We start from the raw sequence: 14794 nt of genomic DNA, 5'->3' as shown, positions 1-14794 counted from the left end.
GAAGCTAGCATGCTGAATATAGAGAACCTGACGCTGCAATTGCCCTACTACAAGCACTGGTGGCAGCGAGAGTGGACCACCTGCGTTGATAACCTGTCGTTAAGCATACAACCTGGTGAAGTACATGCCGTAATTGGTGCATCTGGCGCCGGAAAAAGCCTGCTAGCCTACACGATTATGGGATTACTGCCGGAAGCGGCAAAAACCAGTGGTCAGCTATTTTTTGAAGATGCGCCATTGACCACTGAGCGCCAGCGCCAGCTAAGAGGCCGCCAGTTGGCCCTCATTCCGCAATCGCTCAATGCCCTAGACCCGCTCGCTAGTAGTCAACGCCAAGTCAGTTGGGCGGCTCGCCGGGCAGGGCAAAGCAAAACCGTCGCTTGGCGCAGCGCAGAGCGCGCACTAAATCATTATCAGCTCAATCATCACGCCCAGCGGGCATACCCCCACCAGCTTTCAGGCGGCATGGCGCGGCGTGTTTTAGCCGCCATGGCCCAAATAGGTAACGCTAGCCTGATTATTGCCGACGAACCAAGCGTAGGTTTGGACCCTCAACAGCGCGATCGTGTATTGGCCTCTCTAAAGGCGCTCGCGCTTGAGGGGAAGGCCGTCATGCTAATTACCCACGATTTGCGCCATGCGTTACCCATAGCCGACCATGTAACGATACTGCGCCAGGGAAAGTGCATTGAAGCCACCCCTGCCATTGCCTTTCAAGGCAATGGGGAACAACTTAAAAGCACCTATGCCTGCGCGCTATGGAATGCGCTACCCGACAACACCTTTAGTACTCAGGTGCGTACTAACGAAAGCGCCACCCATGCTGATGCCATCGACCCGCCTAAGGAGCCAACCATTGCTTGATGCGCAAAAAATAATCTTTGGCTTCCGTTCTCAAGCACCTCTATTAACGCAACTTTCGCTATCACTGGAACGGGGTGAATGGCTGGGGCTAAGCGGTGACTCAGGGGCAGGCAAATCTACGCTGGGAAAACTCTTGGCTGGCTTACTGCGGCCACAACAGGGTGAGATTTATGCCGACGATAAGCCATTCCCCTCTCGTGGACTGCGGCCGGTACAGTGGCTGCCGCAATCACCGGAGCTTGCCATCAACCCACGCTGGCGAGTAAAGAAAGTACTCTGCGAAGCATGGTGCCCTTCCGAATCATTAATGCAGGACTTTGGCATCCAACCTGATTGGCTATCGCGTTTTCCAAGTACCTTATCTGGTGGAGAATTACAGCGGGTATGCGTATTGCGGGCGTTAGCCCCAGGTGTGCGCTATCTGATCGCTGATGAAATATCGACTATGCTCGATCCCATCACCCAAGTGGAGCTATGGCAGGCAATAAAAAAGGTTGCCGACCGCCACCAGCTTGGCGTGCTAGTGATCAGCCATGACGCGGCACTGCTAGCGCGATTGTGTACTCGACGCCTCCATTTACAAGGCACGCTTAATGCAGTTCACGACGCTCGAAGCGCCATAAACCAATGCTAATGATTAGCGTGACGCAAAGCAGTAGCCAAGACCCCACCGCTACGCCCTGCCACTGCGCCCAGCGCCAAAATGGCTCTAGCCAGAATCCACCAATACTTGCCCCGAGGTAGTAAAACACCAAGTAAAGCGCGGAGGCACTGCCCCTAGCACCTTGTGCATAGCGCCCTACCCAACTAGAGGCCAGAGAGTGTGCTAAGAAAAACCCAAACGCGTTAATAGTGAGGCCAACAATAATCAGCGGCAGAGAATTGGCCAGCGTTACCGCCGTACCTAGCATCAAAATTAAGATGCCCACGCTCATGCAGCTCGCGGGTGAAAAACGTCCGGCTAATCGGCCTGATACCGTAGAGCCAAGCGTCCCTCCCAGATACGTCAGGAAAATCAGCCCCAAGCTGCTAGCCGCCAATTGATAAGGCTCATCAGCCAAACGGAACGTGATATAGCTGTACTGATTGATAAAAATAAGAAAGTTAATTCCGCCCAGGCAATAAGCCGCCAACAGCACCGGCGTGCGCAGATGCCCGAGCAGATCATCGGCCGCTTGGCGAAATTTAAAACGCTTGGGTGTAAAGGCTCGACTATTGGGTAGCAGTCGCCAAAAAACCGCGCACCCGGCTACCGTCATGATTCCTACCGCTAAAAATGCCGCCGAGGGGCCACCTAAGGTCGCCGCTCCACCGCCTACAATTCGGCCGCTAATACCGCCCAGCGAATTGGCACCAATATACAGACCAACTGCACTGAGCAAAGCGGGCTTTTCAAACTCATCCCCCATCCATGCAATCGCAACGGCTGGCAACCCGCCCAGCACAAAACCCTGCAGTAAACGCAGCAATAATAAGCTTTCGAACGTAGGTGCAAAAGCCAATGCGAGGGAGAGACCGCCTGCTAATAGCAACGTGATGCGCATAATAGCCTCACGACCAATCGCATCAGACAGCGGGCCAAATACGAGTAGCGCGAAAGCAAGGGAAAGCGTGGAGGCGGACATTAAAAAACTAACACCTAAGGTAGATACCCCATAGGTGTCCTTCAGCCCGGGTAGCAGCGGTTGCGGGACATATAAGTTGATAAAAACAAGGAACGACCCCAGACAAAGAGCCGCAGTCGCGCGCCACCAGGCGCGCGTTCTAGCCTCAATCATGTGATGTCCACACTATACAAAGCTGATAGCAGACATTTACGGCATATAGCGGTTACTAAGCTGGGCTAAGTTGGTCGGCTCTAGCGCGCGCCGAGCCTGCCAATAGTAGCGCTGCCAATAGCTGTTATCCAAACGAGAGATCATGACTCCTTTGGAAGAGGACGCGTGTAAAAAACGGCCATCCCCTACATAAATGCCTACATGGTTATATTGACCTGGAGGGCGGAAGAAGACCAGATCGCCCGCCTGCAGCTCTTGGCGGTCGATCGGGCGTCCCTCATGCACTTGATCACCCGTCGTGCGTGGAAGCTCTAAATTAAACGTATCCAGAAATACATTTTGTACCAGTGCCGAACAGTCGATTCCACTGTCTGAGCTACCACCGATGCGGTACGGCGTCCCAGCCCATCGCTGATGCTGTTCTAATAGTGCCTGACGAATGATTGTAGGTGGCGGCGTCTGAAGGCTACGCAGTTGGCCAGTGGCGTTACTGACCGGGGACATTGCAAGGTTTTCACCTTCTGCCAATCCCGGCAGCGCCATTGAGAAATAATTCTCGGGTGGCTCCATGCCCTGGCGTGAGGCGGAGCCCGCACAGCCAGTTAAAACAGCGACAACAGCACAAACACTTACAACACGGACAGCGGTCACAGCGGGGTGTGGCGACGCAACCATGTGCTTAACCTCGTAACAATAAAAATATTTAATGGGAATGAGGTATGAAAAAACTCATTTTTTTCAAACCCTGGACTATAAGCTAATTACCCTGTGCTTGGCGAGCTTCAATGTAATATTCGCTGATCGCCCGGTAACGTATCGATATGTAGCGGCGCAAAGTGGCGAGGTTTATTACCAGGAAAATCAAGGCTCGCCCAAGGGCCAGCCAGTATAGGGGCACCACACAACCATGCGACTAGCGCCTGCCGAAACCCAGCCAGAAAGCTTTCTCGCTCAGGTGTTTCGCCCATAAAAAACGAAAAACCGGCGTACATTCCCGCGGAGTACTCTTGCCAGCCAGAATAGTGATTAGCTGCCAGCTTATAAGCACGATCCAACACGTCGGCAAACGCTTGCCGGTCTAACCAGCCAAGCTGGCGCGCCGCAATGGCGAGGTCGACTAATTGAGCAATGTCCCAGGCAGCCATATCTACATCGTTACAACCATCTTCATTACTTTGCACCCGACGCAAGCGAAGCAGATGATGGCGCTCCTCCTCGGCACAATCACCCGACTCTAAAATAGCGATTTCGGCATCTAAGCGATCAGGATTAAGTGTGTAGGGCGCATAGTTAATCTGGTACTCCTGGCGATCCCCAGACTCGAGCATGAAGGTCAAAAATTCCTGCATGTCATCAGCACTGGTCAGATGATAATGGCTTTCCACCCATTCGCGGATATCAGCGCACTCTCTAGGGCTTTCCACTTGAGGCTCACTCCACACAGCGCTATTAAGCGGCCCAACCAGCGACATGGCCGTAAAATGACTTAGCGTTGGCCGCTCGCCAGGTTCACACCACGCATCAGGACGCCAATTTAACCAATGGAAAAGGCTGCCGGGATCCTCTAAGTGCCAGGCAATTTCATTAATCAGTGAGTCGTGTTCCGGCTCTGGTAAGCAGCTTTCCCAAGCAAACCATGCTTCAAGCAAACGCTTAGGTGTGGCATAAAAGCGACACAGGCAACTACGCAAAGCGTTGGCATGCGTCATCAGTGGTTCACGCTCAAATAGGCTGCTATCCAGCGCCATATGTAAGTAGAACGCGAACTTCTCTGCCATATGAATAGTGGCAGCATGACGGCTAACCCCTTTTACTGCATTACGTTGCTTTAGCTCGTCAGGCGTAGGCTGACCAAACGGCGTCTGCGATGGCGGCATAACGCCATGAACGGCGTCTGCGGCAAGCTGATTAAGATGGTGCGCCTGGGCCGGTAGCCAATAGCGCACTAACGCTTGGTGTCCCTCATCAGCATGCAGATCTAAAGAATCCTGAAGATAGACCGCCGCCTCGGCACGGCGCTGCTCTGAAATAGGCGCTGATGGATTCAACTGACGCAGCATTACATCAGGTTCTCGCACGCTGGCCAGGGCCAGTAACCAATGATGGGAAGTATTTCTCCACTGTTTAACGCGTTCACGAGACGCACTCAACGTTGGCTCATCCAGCAGCGAGCTTAGTGGACATTTCCATGGACTATGAGGCGCCTGCGTCAGTAGCTTATGGCGTGTACTCGGCGTCATACCACGCCGATCGACCCCTTCAAACAAGCTTTGGCCTCGCATATAGGCTTTCAGCACCGCGTACCAATCATGGTAACGACGGCTTATTAAGTCAGCCGCATGCGCTGCGAGATCATCAGCCTCCGCTTGGCTTAACCAGCCGCAGCAAGCGCCCGCCCACGCCAACTCAACCAGTCGTAGCCAATCCCAAGCGGCCCACTCCAGTGGCTCACCTTGGCTGACGAATGTAGTTAACACCGGTGCATAAGGGGCATCTGCAACAGCACCCCGCTGCCACTCTTGGCGCTGAGCATGGTCCATAGAGAGCAGTTCACGGGCTTCGATATCCCAGCTCTGCCGCTCCCCCTGGGCACTTAACCACAGCATCACTTCAAGCAACTGATCGCGATCATGAACCTGCCAGATACGTGCTAGCCATTCGGGGGCGTCTGGCCAGTCAGCAGCACTTGCCGGGTAACTGAGCACAGAGCGAAAAAGCGCACATAGACGCCACGGCTGAGCTGATTGGCTCTCTGGCCATAGTGCCTGGGGGTCAGGTAATCGTGCCAGTGCGGCGTCAAGAACTTGCCAAGTGATACCTTCGCCTTCATTTTCTAAATCCGCTAGCGCCTGACAAGCGTCAATAAAGCGATCATCCGCGCCGGTTTCCCACCCTTTCACGCCAAGCGCTCGGCGCAGGTCGGATAGCCAAGCGCGCAGATCGCTGTAATCAGACGTAATACGAAGGGTAATATGATGCGCCCACGTTTGCGCCTGAGATTGTGTCAGCCAGCCTGCCGCGCCTGCTAGTGCTGCCCACTCTAGCGCCCCCAATAGTCGATCAGCTTCACCGGCTGGGGCATCCAGTGCAAAAAAGAGCTGATCAGCCAACTCGCCACGGTGTGCAATACCCAGCTGTAGCAGACGTTGTTCGGCCGCTCCCGCATCCACCGTCAGCGGATGCGGCGTAAAGGCCCAATCACACAGCACAAGCTGTTGAGCCCACCAGGCATTCAGTGCATCGGCCAAAAGACACCTCTAAGAAACAGGAAGCTATTAATGAAAATAAAAAAGAGTGAGCAGCCTACACAATAAGGCCGCTTAAAATAAAAAGAGACGTCATTATAACGACATCGTCAAAATGGCATTGCTAAGAGGGCATAGTGTAACGGAAAGTGGCGCGAAGGCCGATAGCGATGAAACGTTAAAACGAGGCAAAAAACGAGCGCCTAAAACAGCACTGCCCGGCGCAGGGCCGGGCAGTAAATAATGCACTAGGTTGGCTATGCTAAGCGCTTTTAACTTTACTGATTATCCATAGCAACACTACTGCACCGACAGTTGCGGTCACCAACGAACCGATAAAACCGCCCGCTTGCAGACCTAACAGGCTAAATAAAAACCCGCCAAGCACTGCGCCAACAACACCGACACCAATATTACCCAAAATACCAAAACCACCGCCACGCATGATGTTGCCAGCGATCCAGCCAGCCAAACCACCAATAATCAACCACGCAATAAAGCCCATAGTGCCTCCTTGATGTTCACTTTCGCCAGGGGTTTACCTATAACATCATAACTGCAACGTTTTATCCGCAGTGTTTTACGTATAACTGTTGCTTGTCCTACCATAGCATACGGCCCTACGGTCCTGCCCATTTGATACCCTTCCTTACAAGGAAACCCTATGATTCCCGATTCTCTCAAGCAATTACTGTTCGATGTAGACGGCCACCAGCAGGTAACCTGGCAAGGGCGCGACATAGCGCTGTTCAAGATGGCTTGGGGAGAAATGGCAATTAGCCTACAGGGTGCACAAGTGCTGCATTTTGCACCCGCTGACGACACTGGCTGGCTTTGGGTTACCCCCACACCGCAGGCGCTTCCTGGTGCAGTCCGTGGTGGCATCCCCCTATGCTGGCCCTGGTTTGGCGACGAACGCTATGCCGATGAAAGCCCTGACCGTAACGGCCCTTTTCACGGGCTTGCTCGTCACGCTCAGTGGCGTTTAGACGCGATTGATGATCACGCTGAAGGTATTGAAGTGCATCTCTCTCCTATCGAGCGTCTACATAGTCAGCTAACCGCTCGCGTCGTCATTCAAGCGAACGCCCAACGCTTGAACGTCGAATTAATTAGCGAAAATATTGGCGAAGCACCGGTCAAAATCAGCGGTGCGCTACATACCTATTTGGCTGTTAGTGATGTGCACCAGTGCCGGCTGGAAGGGTTGGCCGGCGCACGTTATTTAGACAAACTGCGCGGTTTTAGCGAAGACCAACAACAGGGTACGCTGGCTATTCGCGGAGCCGTCGACCGTATTTATCACACCAATGAAGCCGTACTGTTGAACGATGGGCAGCGTACGCTTCGTATTGCCAAACAATCCAGCGACTCCACCGTGGTGTGGCACCCAGACAGCGATTTGCCCAGCGATACGCCTGCCGATGCGGCACGTCACTTTTTTTGCGTTGAAGCTGCTAACACCCGCCTTGATCCAGTATGGCTAGTCCCCGGTGCACAACACCTATTAGGTACGACATTAAGCCGCGGTTAATCCTCGGTTCATCAAGGCTTTGTTATCATCAAAGCCATTAATGCTTTTAAGGGAAACATAATGGATCCACAGCAATGGCTGGAGGCTGCCACCTTTGCCTTTAACCTGATCGGCATGGTGGTATGCTTAGTTGGCTTAACACTTGCGCAAAAAATGCAGCGCCGCTGGCCAGGGTATAGCGTCGCTGTGGTTGGGTTTATCATCGCCACCCTACCCATGCTTTCCCAGGTTGTACTAATAAGGAATTGATAGGATGCGCCAGCCGTTAAGTCGCGAACTGAGCAATTTATTAGAGCGAGGCCGTGACCGGCAATTAAGGCTGGCGGTAACGGGGCTGTCTCAGGCAGGGAAAACCGCGTTTCTAACGTCTTTGGTTAACCAACTGCGCCACGCTGGGGTAGAGGCTCAACTAGACTTGTTACCCGCCGCCCGTGAAGGGCGTTTGCTGGGTGCGCAGCGGTTGAACCAGCCTGACCTTGGCGTGCCGCGTTTCCCCTATGATCCTGGCATGGCGGCGCTACGTGCTACGCCGCCGCGCTGGCCCGAACCCACCCGTGGCATCAGTGAACTGCGCTTACAGTTACGCTACCGCCCTGCCCAACAAGGCTGGTTCACCCCAGACATTGCCCACTTAACCCTCGACTTGTTCGACTACCCAGGCGAGTGGCTGCTGGATTTACCCCTGCTACAGCACGATTTTTACAGCTGGTGCCAGGCGCAGTCACTGCATGAAGGGCCACACCGGAAGGTGTTATTCAGCGAATGGCTAGTGGAGGCTGAACAACTAGACCCTGCCGCCGAGGCTGATGAAGCTAAACTGGCAGCCCTCGCAGATGCCTATGCCCAAGGTCTTCGCCGGGCTAAACAGGCAGGCTTTTCCGATCTTCAGCCAGGACGTTTTTTGCTCCCTGGCGAGCTAGATGGCGCGCCAGTACTGCAATTTTTTCCGCTACCTGAATTAAATGCACCAAAAGAAACCCTGGAAGCACTACCTGATACTAGTATTTACGCCACCTTGGCCGCGCGCTTTCGCTACTATCAGCAGCAAGTGGTACGACCCTTTTATCGTGACCATTTCCGTCGTTTCGACCGTCAGATTGTGCTGGTCGATGTGCTTGGTGCGCTTAATGCCGGGCCGGAACGCTTTGAAGACCTCTCCCATGCGCTGCGCCAACTGATGCAAAGCTTCGATTACGGCAAGCGCAGCCTGTTGACGCGTCTATTTGCGCCGAAAATAGACCGTCTGGCCATTGCTGCAACTAAAGCTGACCACGTGACGCCCGACCAACACGGCAATGTTGTGCAACTGCTGGAGGCGTTACTTGCTGAGCCACTTAAAGACCTGCGTTTTGCCGACATTCCGGTGAAGGCATTGTCACTGGCTGCCATACGCGCCACTGAAGCCCGTGAAGTGCTCCACGAAGGCAAGCGCACCCCCGCGCTAAAAGGCACTACCCTTGAAGGCGAAGATGTACTGGTCTACCCAGGTGACGTGCCAAACCGTCTTCCGAAACCCGATTTTTGGCTGCAGCAGGGCTTCGACTTTCCCAGCTTTCGCCCAATGTCTGTTGACAGCGAAGCGCTTTCACACATCCGCATGGACACCGCTATCGACTGGCTGATTGGAGATAAATTGATATGAGTAATCCTCAGCCGCGCCGGGATTTCCAGACAGAAGAAGCACCCGCCCCCAGCCCCGAACAGTTGCGGCAGCGTGAAAGCTTTGCCGCGACTGAATCGCATCAGCCGCTAACTCCCCAGACAGACATCAAAGCACTTCCGGAAGCGAGCCTGAGCACACCCCGAAAGCGCCGTTGGGGGTTGATGTTTGCCCTGGTAGGCGGTGCCACTTTGGGCAGCGTAGAACTTGCCACCGGCATTCCAGACGCCTTTTCCCAGTCACAGTGGATGACCATGGCCTGGCAGCTGTTTGGCATTAGCTTGATTGGTTTAGGCGGTCTGTCGTTGTTGAAAGAGCTTGGCCGCCTGCGCCGCTTAAAGCGCCATGACCGATTACGCCATGACCTGGCCGAGCTGCCACAACGCTCTACCAAGCAAGCCCAATCCATGGCAGAGCAGCTCAAGCGCCAGCTAAAACTGAGCGACGATGATCCTCATTGGCAGGCGTTTCAACGCGCCTGCCAGCCCCACCATAGCGGTGAAGAGATACAAACACTGCTGCGCTACCACCTACTGGCACCCCGCGACCGCGAAGCCCAACGCCTGATTACCCGCATGTCTGGCGAAACGGCCATTATGGTGGCTATCAGCCCGCTTACATTGGTGGATATGGCACTGGTGGCCTGGCGCAGCCTTGCCATGGTCGACAGACTCTGCCGACTTTATGGATTGGAACTAGGCTATGCCAGTCGCTTGCGGCTTTTCCGTAATGTGCTGCATAACATGGCCTTTGCTGGGGCCAGTGAACTGGCCACTGACGCCAGCATGGATATGCTTTCGCTTGATTTGGCAGGCAGGCTTTCCGCCCGTGCGGGCCAAGGTTTGGCCACAGGCCTACTGAGCGCCCGTTTAGGGCTACGCGCCCAGCGTCTATGCCGCCCGGTGGCCTTTACGGATGAAGAGCAACCCAAGCTGGCCGATCTACGCCAAGACCTATGGAGGCAAATCAAACGGCTCGATAAAGAGCCTACCCCCGCCACGCGTCATCAAAAGTAAGCGCATTTTGTAAGCTAGCGCTCCCTCCCACAAAGTGCGCTGAATGCCTTTGTAGGAGGCCGATCTATTTACGCCAAGCGCTGTTCAGTCTCGGCATCAAACAGCACAGCGCGGGCCATATCGACGCGTAGCGACAAGCGTTCGCCGGGGGCAATTGCGCACTTGGGCCCTACCCTTGCGGTGATTTCCTGCTCTCCCAGCGGCAGTCGTAGCAGAATATCAGCGCCGGTCGGCTCAACGACGCTTACCTTGGCCTCCATTAGTGTCCCTTCCGCCTGCTCGCTCAGCCGAACATCCTCCTCGCTGAAGTGTTCTGGTCGCAGCCCAAGAATAATTGGCTTATTCAGCTGTTCCACAAGCCCCGCTGCGTTGCGTTCAGAGGGCCATGGCAGCAAGAGATCGTCTTCATCAGGGGTGGCAATACGTAGTGCATAGCCATCGCCCGCCGCCTCTAGCGTCGCGCGAATAAAGTTCATTGATGGTGACCCCATAAAGCCTGCGACGAACATATCGACCGGGTTGTTATACACCTCATCGGGGCTACCAAGCTGCAGGATATTGCCATCACGCATCACCGCAATGCAGTCGGCCAGGGTCATTGCTTCGACTTGGTCATGGGTGACGTAAACAATTGTGGTGCCTAAGCGCTGGTGGAGCTTTTTAATCTCGGTACGCATATCCACCCGCAGCTTTGCGTCCAGATTTGATAGCGGCTCGTCAAATAGATACACCTTGGGCTCACGTGCCAGCGCCCGCCCCATGGCCACCCGTTGACGCTGGCCACCCGAAAGCTGGGCAGGCTTACGTTCAAGCAGGTGGGAGATTTGCAACAGGTCGGCCACGCGCTCTACGGCACCGACCCGCTCGACTTTGGGCACCTTGCGCATTTCCAGCCCAAAGCTGATGTTTTGCCGTACGGTCATGCTGGGATAGAGCGCGTAGGACTGAAACACCATGGCAATATCCCGTTCAGCGGGGGTGCGCCAAGTGACGTCTTCGCCGTCGATATAGATATTGCCGCTAGTCACCGGCTCCAGCCCGGCGATGGCGTTCATCAGCGTGGATTTACCGCAGCCAGATGGCCCCACCAAAATCAGGAACTCACCGGAGTCAATCGAAATACTGACATCTTTCAGCACCCGCTCGCTGCCGAACTCTTTGCGCACGTTGTGAATTTCTAACGCTGCCATAATGAAAATCCCATTGTAAGACTGCTGACAAAGTTGTTATTCCGGTCTGAACAACCCTTGGCGGGGGCGCTGTAAATCCTTCCCTGGACGCTACTTTCGCCATCCATGGTGAAAGACCCCCGCTACGGGTTGATTCTGACCTTGCTAAAGAAACCTTTAGAAAGTTGTCACCAATCTGATTGTTATTAGCCTTTCACGGAGCCTGCCGTCAGCCCGCGCACGAAATACTTTCCGGCCAGCACATACACCACCAGCGTTGGCAGTGCTGCAATCATCGCGGCAGCCATATCGACGTTGTACTCACGCACACCGGTGGACGTATTGACCAAATTGTTGAGCGCCACCGTCACCGGTTGGGTGTTATGAGCCGAAAACGCTACGCCAAACAGAAAGTCATTCCATATCTGGGTGAATTGCCAGATGACTGACACCACAATAATCGGCGCGGAAACCGGTAATAAAATGCGCCAGAAAATACGGAAGAATCCCGCGCCATCCAGCTTCGCCGCAGAGACCAGCTCGTTAGGAATTCCGACATAAAAGTTGCGGAAAAACAGCGTGGTGAAGGCAATGCCAAAAACCACATGCACCAGAATCAGCCCCGCACGTGAACTGGAAAGTCCTAACCAGCCCAAGGTTTGTGCCATTGGTAACAGCACCACCTGAAACGGGATAAAGCAGCCAAATAGCATCAATGCAAAGACCAATTCAGAGCCTTTAAAGCGCCATTTGGTCAGCGCATAGCCGTTTAGCGCCCCAACCGTGGTGGAGATCAGCACGGCAGGAATCACCATCGCAAAGGAGTTCCAAAAATAGCCACCTACCCCTTCACAGCGCATACCGGTACACGCTTCTCCCCAGGCCTTCGTCCAGGGTTCAAGGGTTGGATTTTGCGGCAGTGACAGCAGCGTACCCGCGCTAATTTCACTCAACGGCTTGATAGAGGTCATCAGCATGACCACCAGCGGCAGGATATAAAACAGCCCCGCCACGATAAGTACGCCATAAAGCACGGCACGCAAAAGCCGCGCGGCGGGCGTTTGCCGACGAATCACGTTAGCCATGTTTACGGCTCCTTAATTCGGAATAGAGGTAAGGAATCAAAATAGCCAGAACGCCGCCGAGCATTAACATGGCGCTGGCGGAGCCAAGCCCGATCTGGGCACGGTTAAAGGCATGGGTGTACATAAAGGTGGCCGGCAGATCGGTGGCATAACCAGGCCCGCCGCCGGTGAGTGCTACCACTAAATCAAAGCTCTTAATCGCAATATGGGCCAGAATCATCACCGCGCTGAACACCACCGGACGCAGGCACGGCATCACCACCCGCCAGTAAATGCGCGGCAGGCTAGCACCGTCTAACTGAGCAGCTTTGACGATGCTGTCATCAATGCCCCGCAGCCCTGCCAAAAAGAGCGCCATCACAAATCCGGATGCCTGCCAAACCGCTGCAATCACCAGGGTATAAATCGCCATATCAGGATCAACGATCCAGTCGAAGCGAAACGACTCAAACCCCCAGCTTTGCACCATTGCCTGAATGCCCAGCTGGGGATTCAGCAGCCACTTCCATACCACGCCCGTAACAATAAACGACAGTGCCATGGGGTAGAGATAAATCGTGCGCAGCGCGCCCTCTTGGCGAATTTTCTGATCCAGTAGAATTGCCAACAGCGCGCCAATCACCAAACAAATCACAATAAACAGCACGCCAAACAGCATCAGGTTGGTAGAGGCTATCCACCAACGCTCGTTGGCCATTAGCCGCGTATATTGGCCAAAACCAACAAAATCGTAGCTAGGCAACATGCGCGAGCTGGTTAGCGACAACACAAAGGTCCACAGCATAAAGCCGTAAACAAAAAACAGAGACACCGCAACAGAGGGAGCAAGCACCAAACGGGGCAGCCAGGCTTGCAGCCAGCCAGACGCCGTTGGCCGCGCTGCAGTGCGCGTTGTGGATTCACTCATAAGATAGTTCCTCGCCAGTCAGCCGCTCGCGCCGCCGTTGCAGCGGCGCGAATTACGTCACTTATACAAAAGCACGCGGTGGCTTAAAAAGAGGCGGTTTTGGCCGCATTGACCATGCGTTGGGCGGCCTGCTCAGCAGGCATAGTGGTATCGTTGAAGTAGTTGGTCACAACATCAAAAATTGCTCCCTGAACATCCGCGCGTACCGCCATCCCGTGAGCCATGCTGGGGACTAAACCGCCTTCATCAGCGGTGCGTTGGAAATCAGCAAGCGACTGCTGAGCACAGCTATCAAACTCACTTATATCTAGGTCGGATCGCGCAGGAATAGAGCCTTTGGCAAGGTTAAAAGCTTCCTGGAAAGTCGGCTCTAAGACTAAGCGTGCCAGGGTCTGCTGAGCATCACGCCCAGCGTCGTCGGTCATACGAAACATCGTTAGGCTATCGATATTCAACGTAAAGGCGTCTTCAGTGCCGGGCGCAGCCGCGCACAGATAGTCTTCACCGGCAGTAAGGCCAGCGGCGGTGAACTCCCCTTTGGCCCAGTCACCCATTATCTGGAAGCCTGCAGCGCCCTCAATTACCATGGCGGTGGCAATGTTCCAATCGCGGCCAGACATGCCCTCATCCATCAGCTCACGTAGACGCTTAAAGTCTTCTAGCGCAGCGATCATCTGTTCCCCACCAAGCGCCTCTGGGTCTAGCTCCACCAGCGCTTGCTGATAAAACTCGGCTCCCTGGCTACCCAGCACGACACTTTCAAACACCGTCGCGTCTTGCCACGCTTGACCACCATGGGCTAGCGGTACAAAACCCGCCTCACGAATGGCTTCACCTGCGGTAAAAAGCTCATCCAGCGTGGTAGGCATTTCAACGCCTGCCGCTTCTAGAACGTCAGGGTTCGCCCATAGCCAATTAACTCGGTGAACGTTCGCGGGGACGGAAACATAGTGGCCGTCGTAGCGCATAATGTCGGCAACTATCTCGGGCAGTAGGTCATTCCAGCCTTCAGCGGCAGCGACCTCGTCTAAATTACCCAGAAGGCCGAGCTTGCCCCACTCTTGAATTTCAGGGCCATTAATGAGCGCAGCGGAAGGCGGGTTGCCCGACATTGCGCGAGACTTAAGTACCGTCATGGCGGTTTCACCACCACCCCCGGCCACAGCGAAATCCTGCCAGCCATAGCCTTCGGCTTCCATTAACTCTTTGAGGACGTTTGCGGCACGGGCCTCACCGCCGGATGTCCACCAGTGCAGCACTTCCACTTCGTTGGCTTGGGTGGTGCTGGCCGCCATGCTGGTGCCAGCCGCCACGGCTAATGCAAATACAGATTTTTTAAACGTAGGCATGTTAAATACGGGCATATTGATACTCGGCATGAACAGCTCCTGCTGTTGTTATTGTGCTGTTGTTTTTGTGCTAATGAGATGTCGTTGCTGATGATGCTCGACCGAACGACTCACAGCAGAGTACGCCACCCTGGCACACAACGGGAGTTACCGAGTCCTGCATAGTCTTGGCAATTTATTAATAGTG

At 54.4% G+C, this 14794-nt stretch carries 14 protein-coding genes; 6 read left to right on the top strand and 8 right to left on the bottom strand.

Going from position 1 to position 14794, the window contains the following annotated elements; translation table 11 throughout:
- The first annotated feature begins 9 nt into the window (after positions 1-9).
- Both ACN06F_RS05175 and ACN06F_RS05170 read left to right on the top strand, forming a co-directional pair.
- Positions 10-864: an ATP-binding cassette domain-containing protein gene (locus ACN06F_RS05175; RefSeq protein ID WP_433924794.1), complete on the top strand. Its 855-nt coding sequence runs from the start codon at positions 10-12 to the stop codon at positions 862-864.
- Positions 857-1498, top strand: a complete 642-nt coding sequence (locus tag ACN06F_RS05170) for an ABC transporter ATP-binding protein (RefSeq protein WP_433924793.1) — start codon at positions 857-859, stop codon at positions 1496-1498. Before ACN06F_RS05175 ends, ACN06F_RS05170 begins: the two co-directional genes overlap by 8 nt.
- Here ACN06F_RS05170 and ACN06F_RS05165 read toward each other — a convergent pair.
- From ACN06F_RS05165 to ACN06F_RS05150, 4 genes are all read right to left on the bottom strand, one after another.
- Positions 1455-2642 carry an MFS transporter gene (locus ACN06F_RS05165; protein ID WP_038482483.1) on the bottom strand — a complete coding sequence of 396 codons (1188 nt, stop codon included), beginning with the start codon at positions 2640-2642 and terminating at the stop codon, positions 1455-1457. The genes ACN06F_RS05170 and ACN06F_RS05165 overlap by 44 nt on opposite strands.
- A 36-nt stretch (positions 2643-2678) precedes the next feature.
- Positions 2679-3317 (bottom strand): C40 family peptidase, encoded by a 639-nt coding sequence (locus tag ACN06F_RS05160; protein ID WP_038482480.1) that lies wholly within the window; start codon positions 3315-3317, stop codon positions 2679-2681.
- 107 nt (positions 3318-3424) lie between these two features.
- Positions 3425-5890, bottom strand: a complete 2466-nt coding sequence (locus ACN06F_RS05155; protein WP_038482477.1) for a YbeU/YbeR family protein — start codon at positions 5888-5890, stop codon at positions 3425-3427.
- Between the two features lie 259 nt (positions 5891-6149).
- A complete protein-coding gene (locus tag ACN06F_RS05150; RefSeq protein ID WP_009722543.1) occupies positions 6150-6392 on the bottom strand; it encodes a GlsB/YeaQ/YmgE family stress response membrane protein in 243 nt (80 codons plus the stop codon).
- Between the two features lie 159 nt (positions 6393-6551).
- On the opposite strand from ACN06F_RS05150, the gene ACN06F_RS05145 reads away from it, so the two are divergent.
- From ACN06F_RS05145 to ACN06F_RS05130, 4 genes are read left to right on the top strand one after another with little or no spacing between them, the layout of a single operon-like run.
- Entirely contained in the window at positions 6552-7421 is an 870-nt protein-coding gene (locus ACN06F_RS05145; protein WP_433924792.1) for a D-hexose-6-phosphate mutarotase, read from the top strand.
- 60 nt (positions 7422-7481) lie between these two features.
- Positions 7482-7670 carry a hypothetical protein gene (locus ACN06F_RS05140; RefSeq protein ID WP_038482470.1) on the top strand — a complete coding sequence of 63 codons (189 nt, stop codon included), beginning with the start codon at positions 7482-7484 and terminating at the stop codon, positions 7668-7670.
- 4 nt (positions 7671-7674) lie between these two features.
- Entirely contained in the window at positions 7675-9063 is a 1389-nt protein-coding gene (locus ACN06F_RS05135) for a YcjX family protein (protein ID WP_038482467.1), read from the top strand.
- On the top strand, positions 9060-10097 hold the full coding sequence (locus ACN06F_RS05130; RefSeq protein WP_433924791.1) for a YcjF family protein: 1038 nt from the start codon (positions 9060-9062) through the stop codon (positions 10095-10097). The genes ACN06F_RS05135 and ACN06F_RS05130 overlap by 4 nt, the downstream gene beginning before the upstream one ends.
- Before the next feature lie 68 nt (positions 10098-10165).
- Here the strand turns inward: ACN06F_RS05130 and ACN06F_RS05125 are convergent, their stop codons facing one another.
- From ACN06F_RS05125 to ACN06F_RS05110, 4 genes are all read right to left on the bottom strand, one after another.
- Entirely contained in the window at positions 10166-11287 is a 1122-nt protein-coding gene (locus ACN06F_RS05125; protein WP_433924790.1) for an ABC transporter ATP-binding protein, read from the bottom strand.
- Positions 11288-11472: 185 nt separating this feature from the next.
- Entirely contained in the window at positions 11473-12351 is an 879-nt protein-coding gene (locus tag ACN06F_RS05120) for a carbohydrate ABC transporter permease (RefSeq protein WP_433924789.1), read from the bottom strand.
- Positions 12344-13258: a carbohydrate ABC transporter permease gene (locus ACN06F_RS05115; RefSeq protein WP_433924788.1), complete on the bottom strand. Its 915-nt coding sequence runs from the start codon at positions 13256-13258 to the stop codon at positions 12344-12346. Before ACN06F_RS05115 ends, ACN06F_RS05120 begins: the two co-directional genes overlap by 8 nt.
- Before the next feature lie 83 nt (positions 13259-13341).
- On the bottom strand, positions 13342-14637 hold the full coding sequence (locus ACN06F_RS05110) for an ABC transporter substrate-binding protein (protein ID WP_433924787.1): 1296 nt from the start codon (positions 14635-14637) through the stop codon (positions 13342-13344).
- Positions 14638-14794 lie beyond the last annotated feature (157 nt).

Origin of the sequence: Vreelandella sp. 21, assembly GCF_050995515.1 — a bacterium.
Classification (GTDB): domain Bacteria; phylum Pseudomonadota; class Gammaproteobacteria; order Pseudomonadales; family Halomonadaceae; genus Vreelandella; species Vreelandella alkaliphila.
This window is presented reverse-complemented; position numbering and strand designations above follow the sequence as displayed.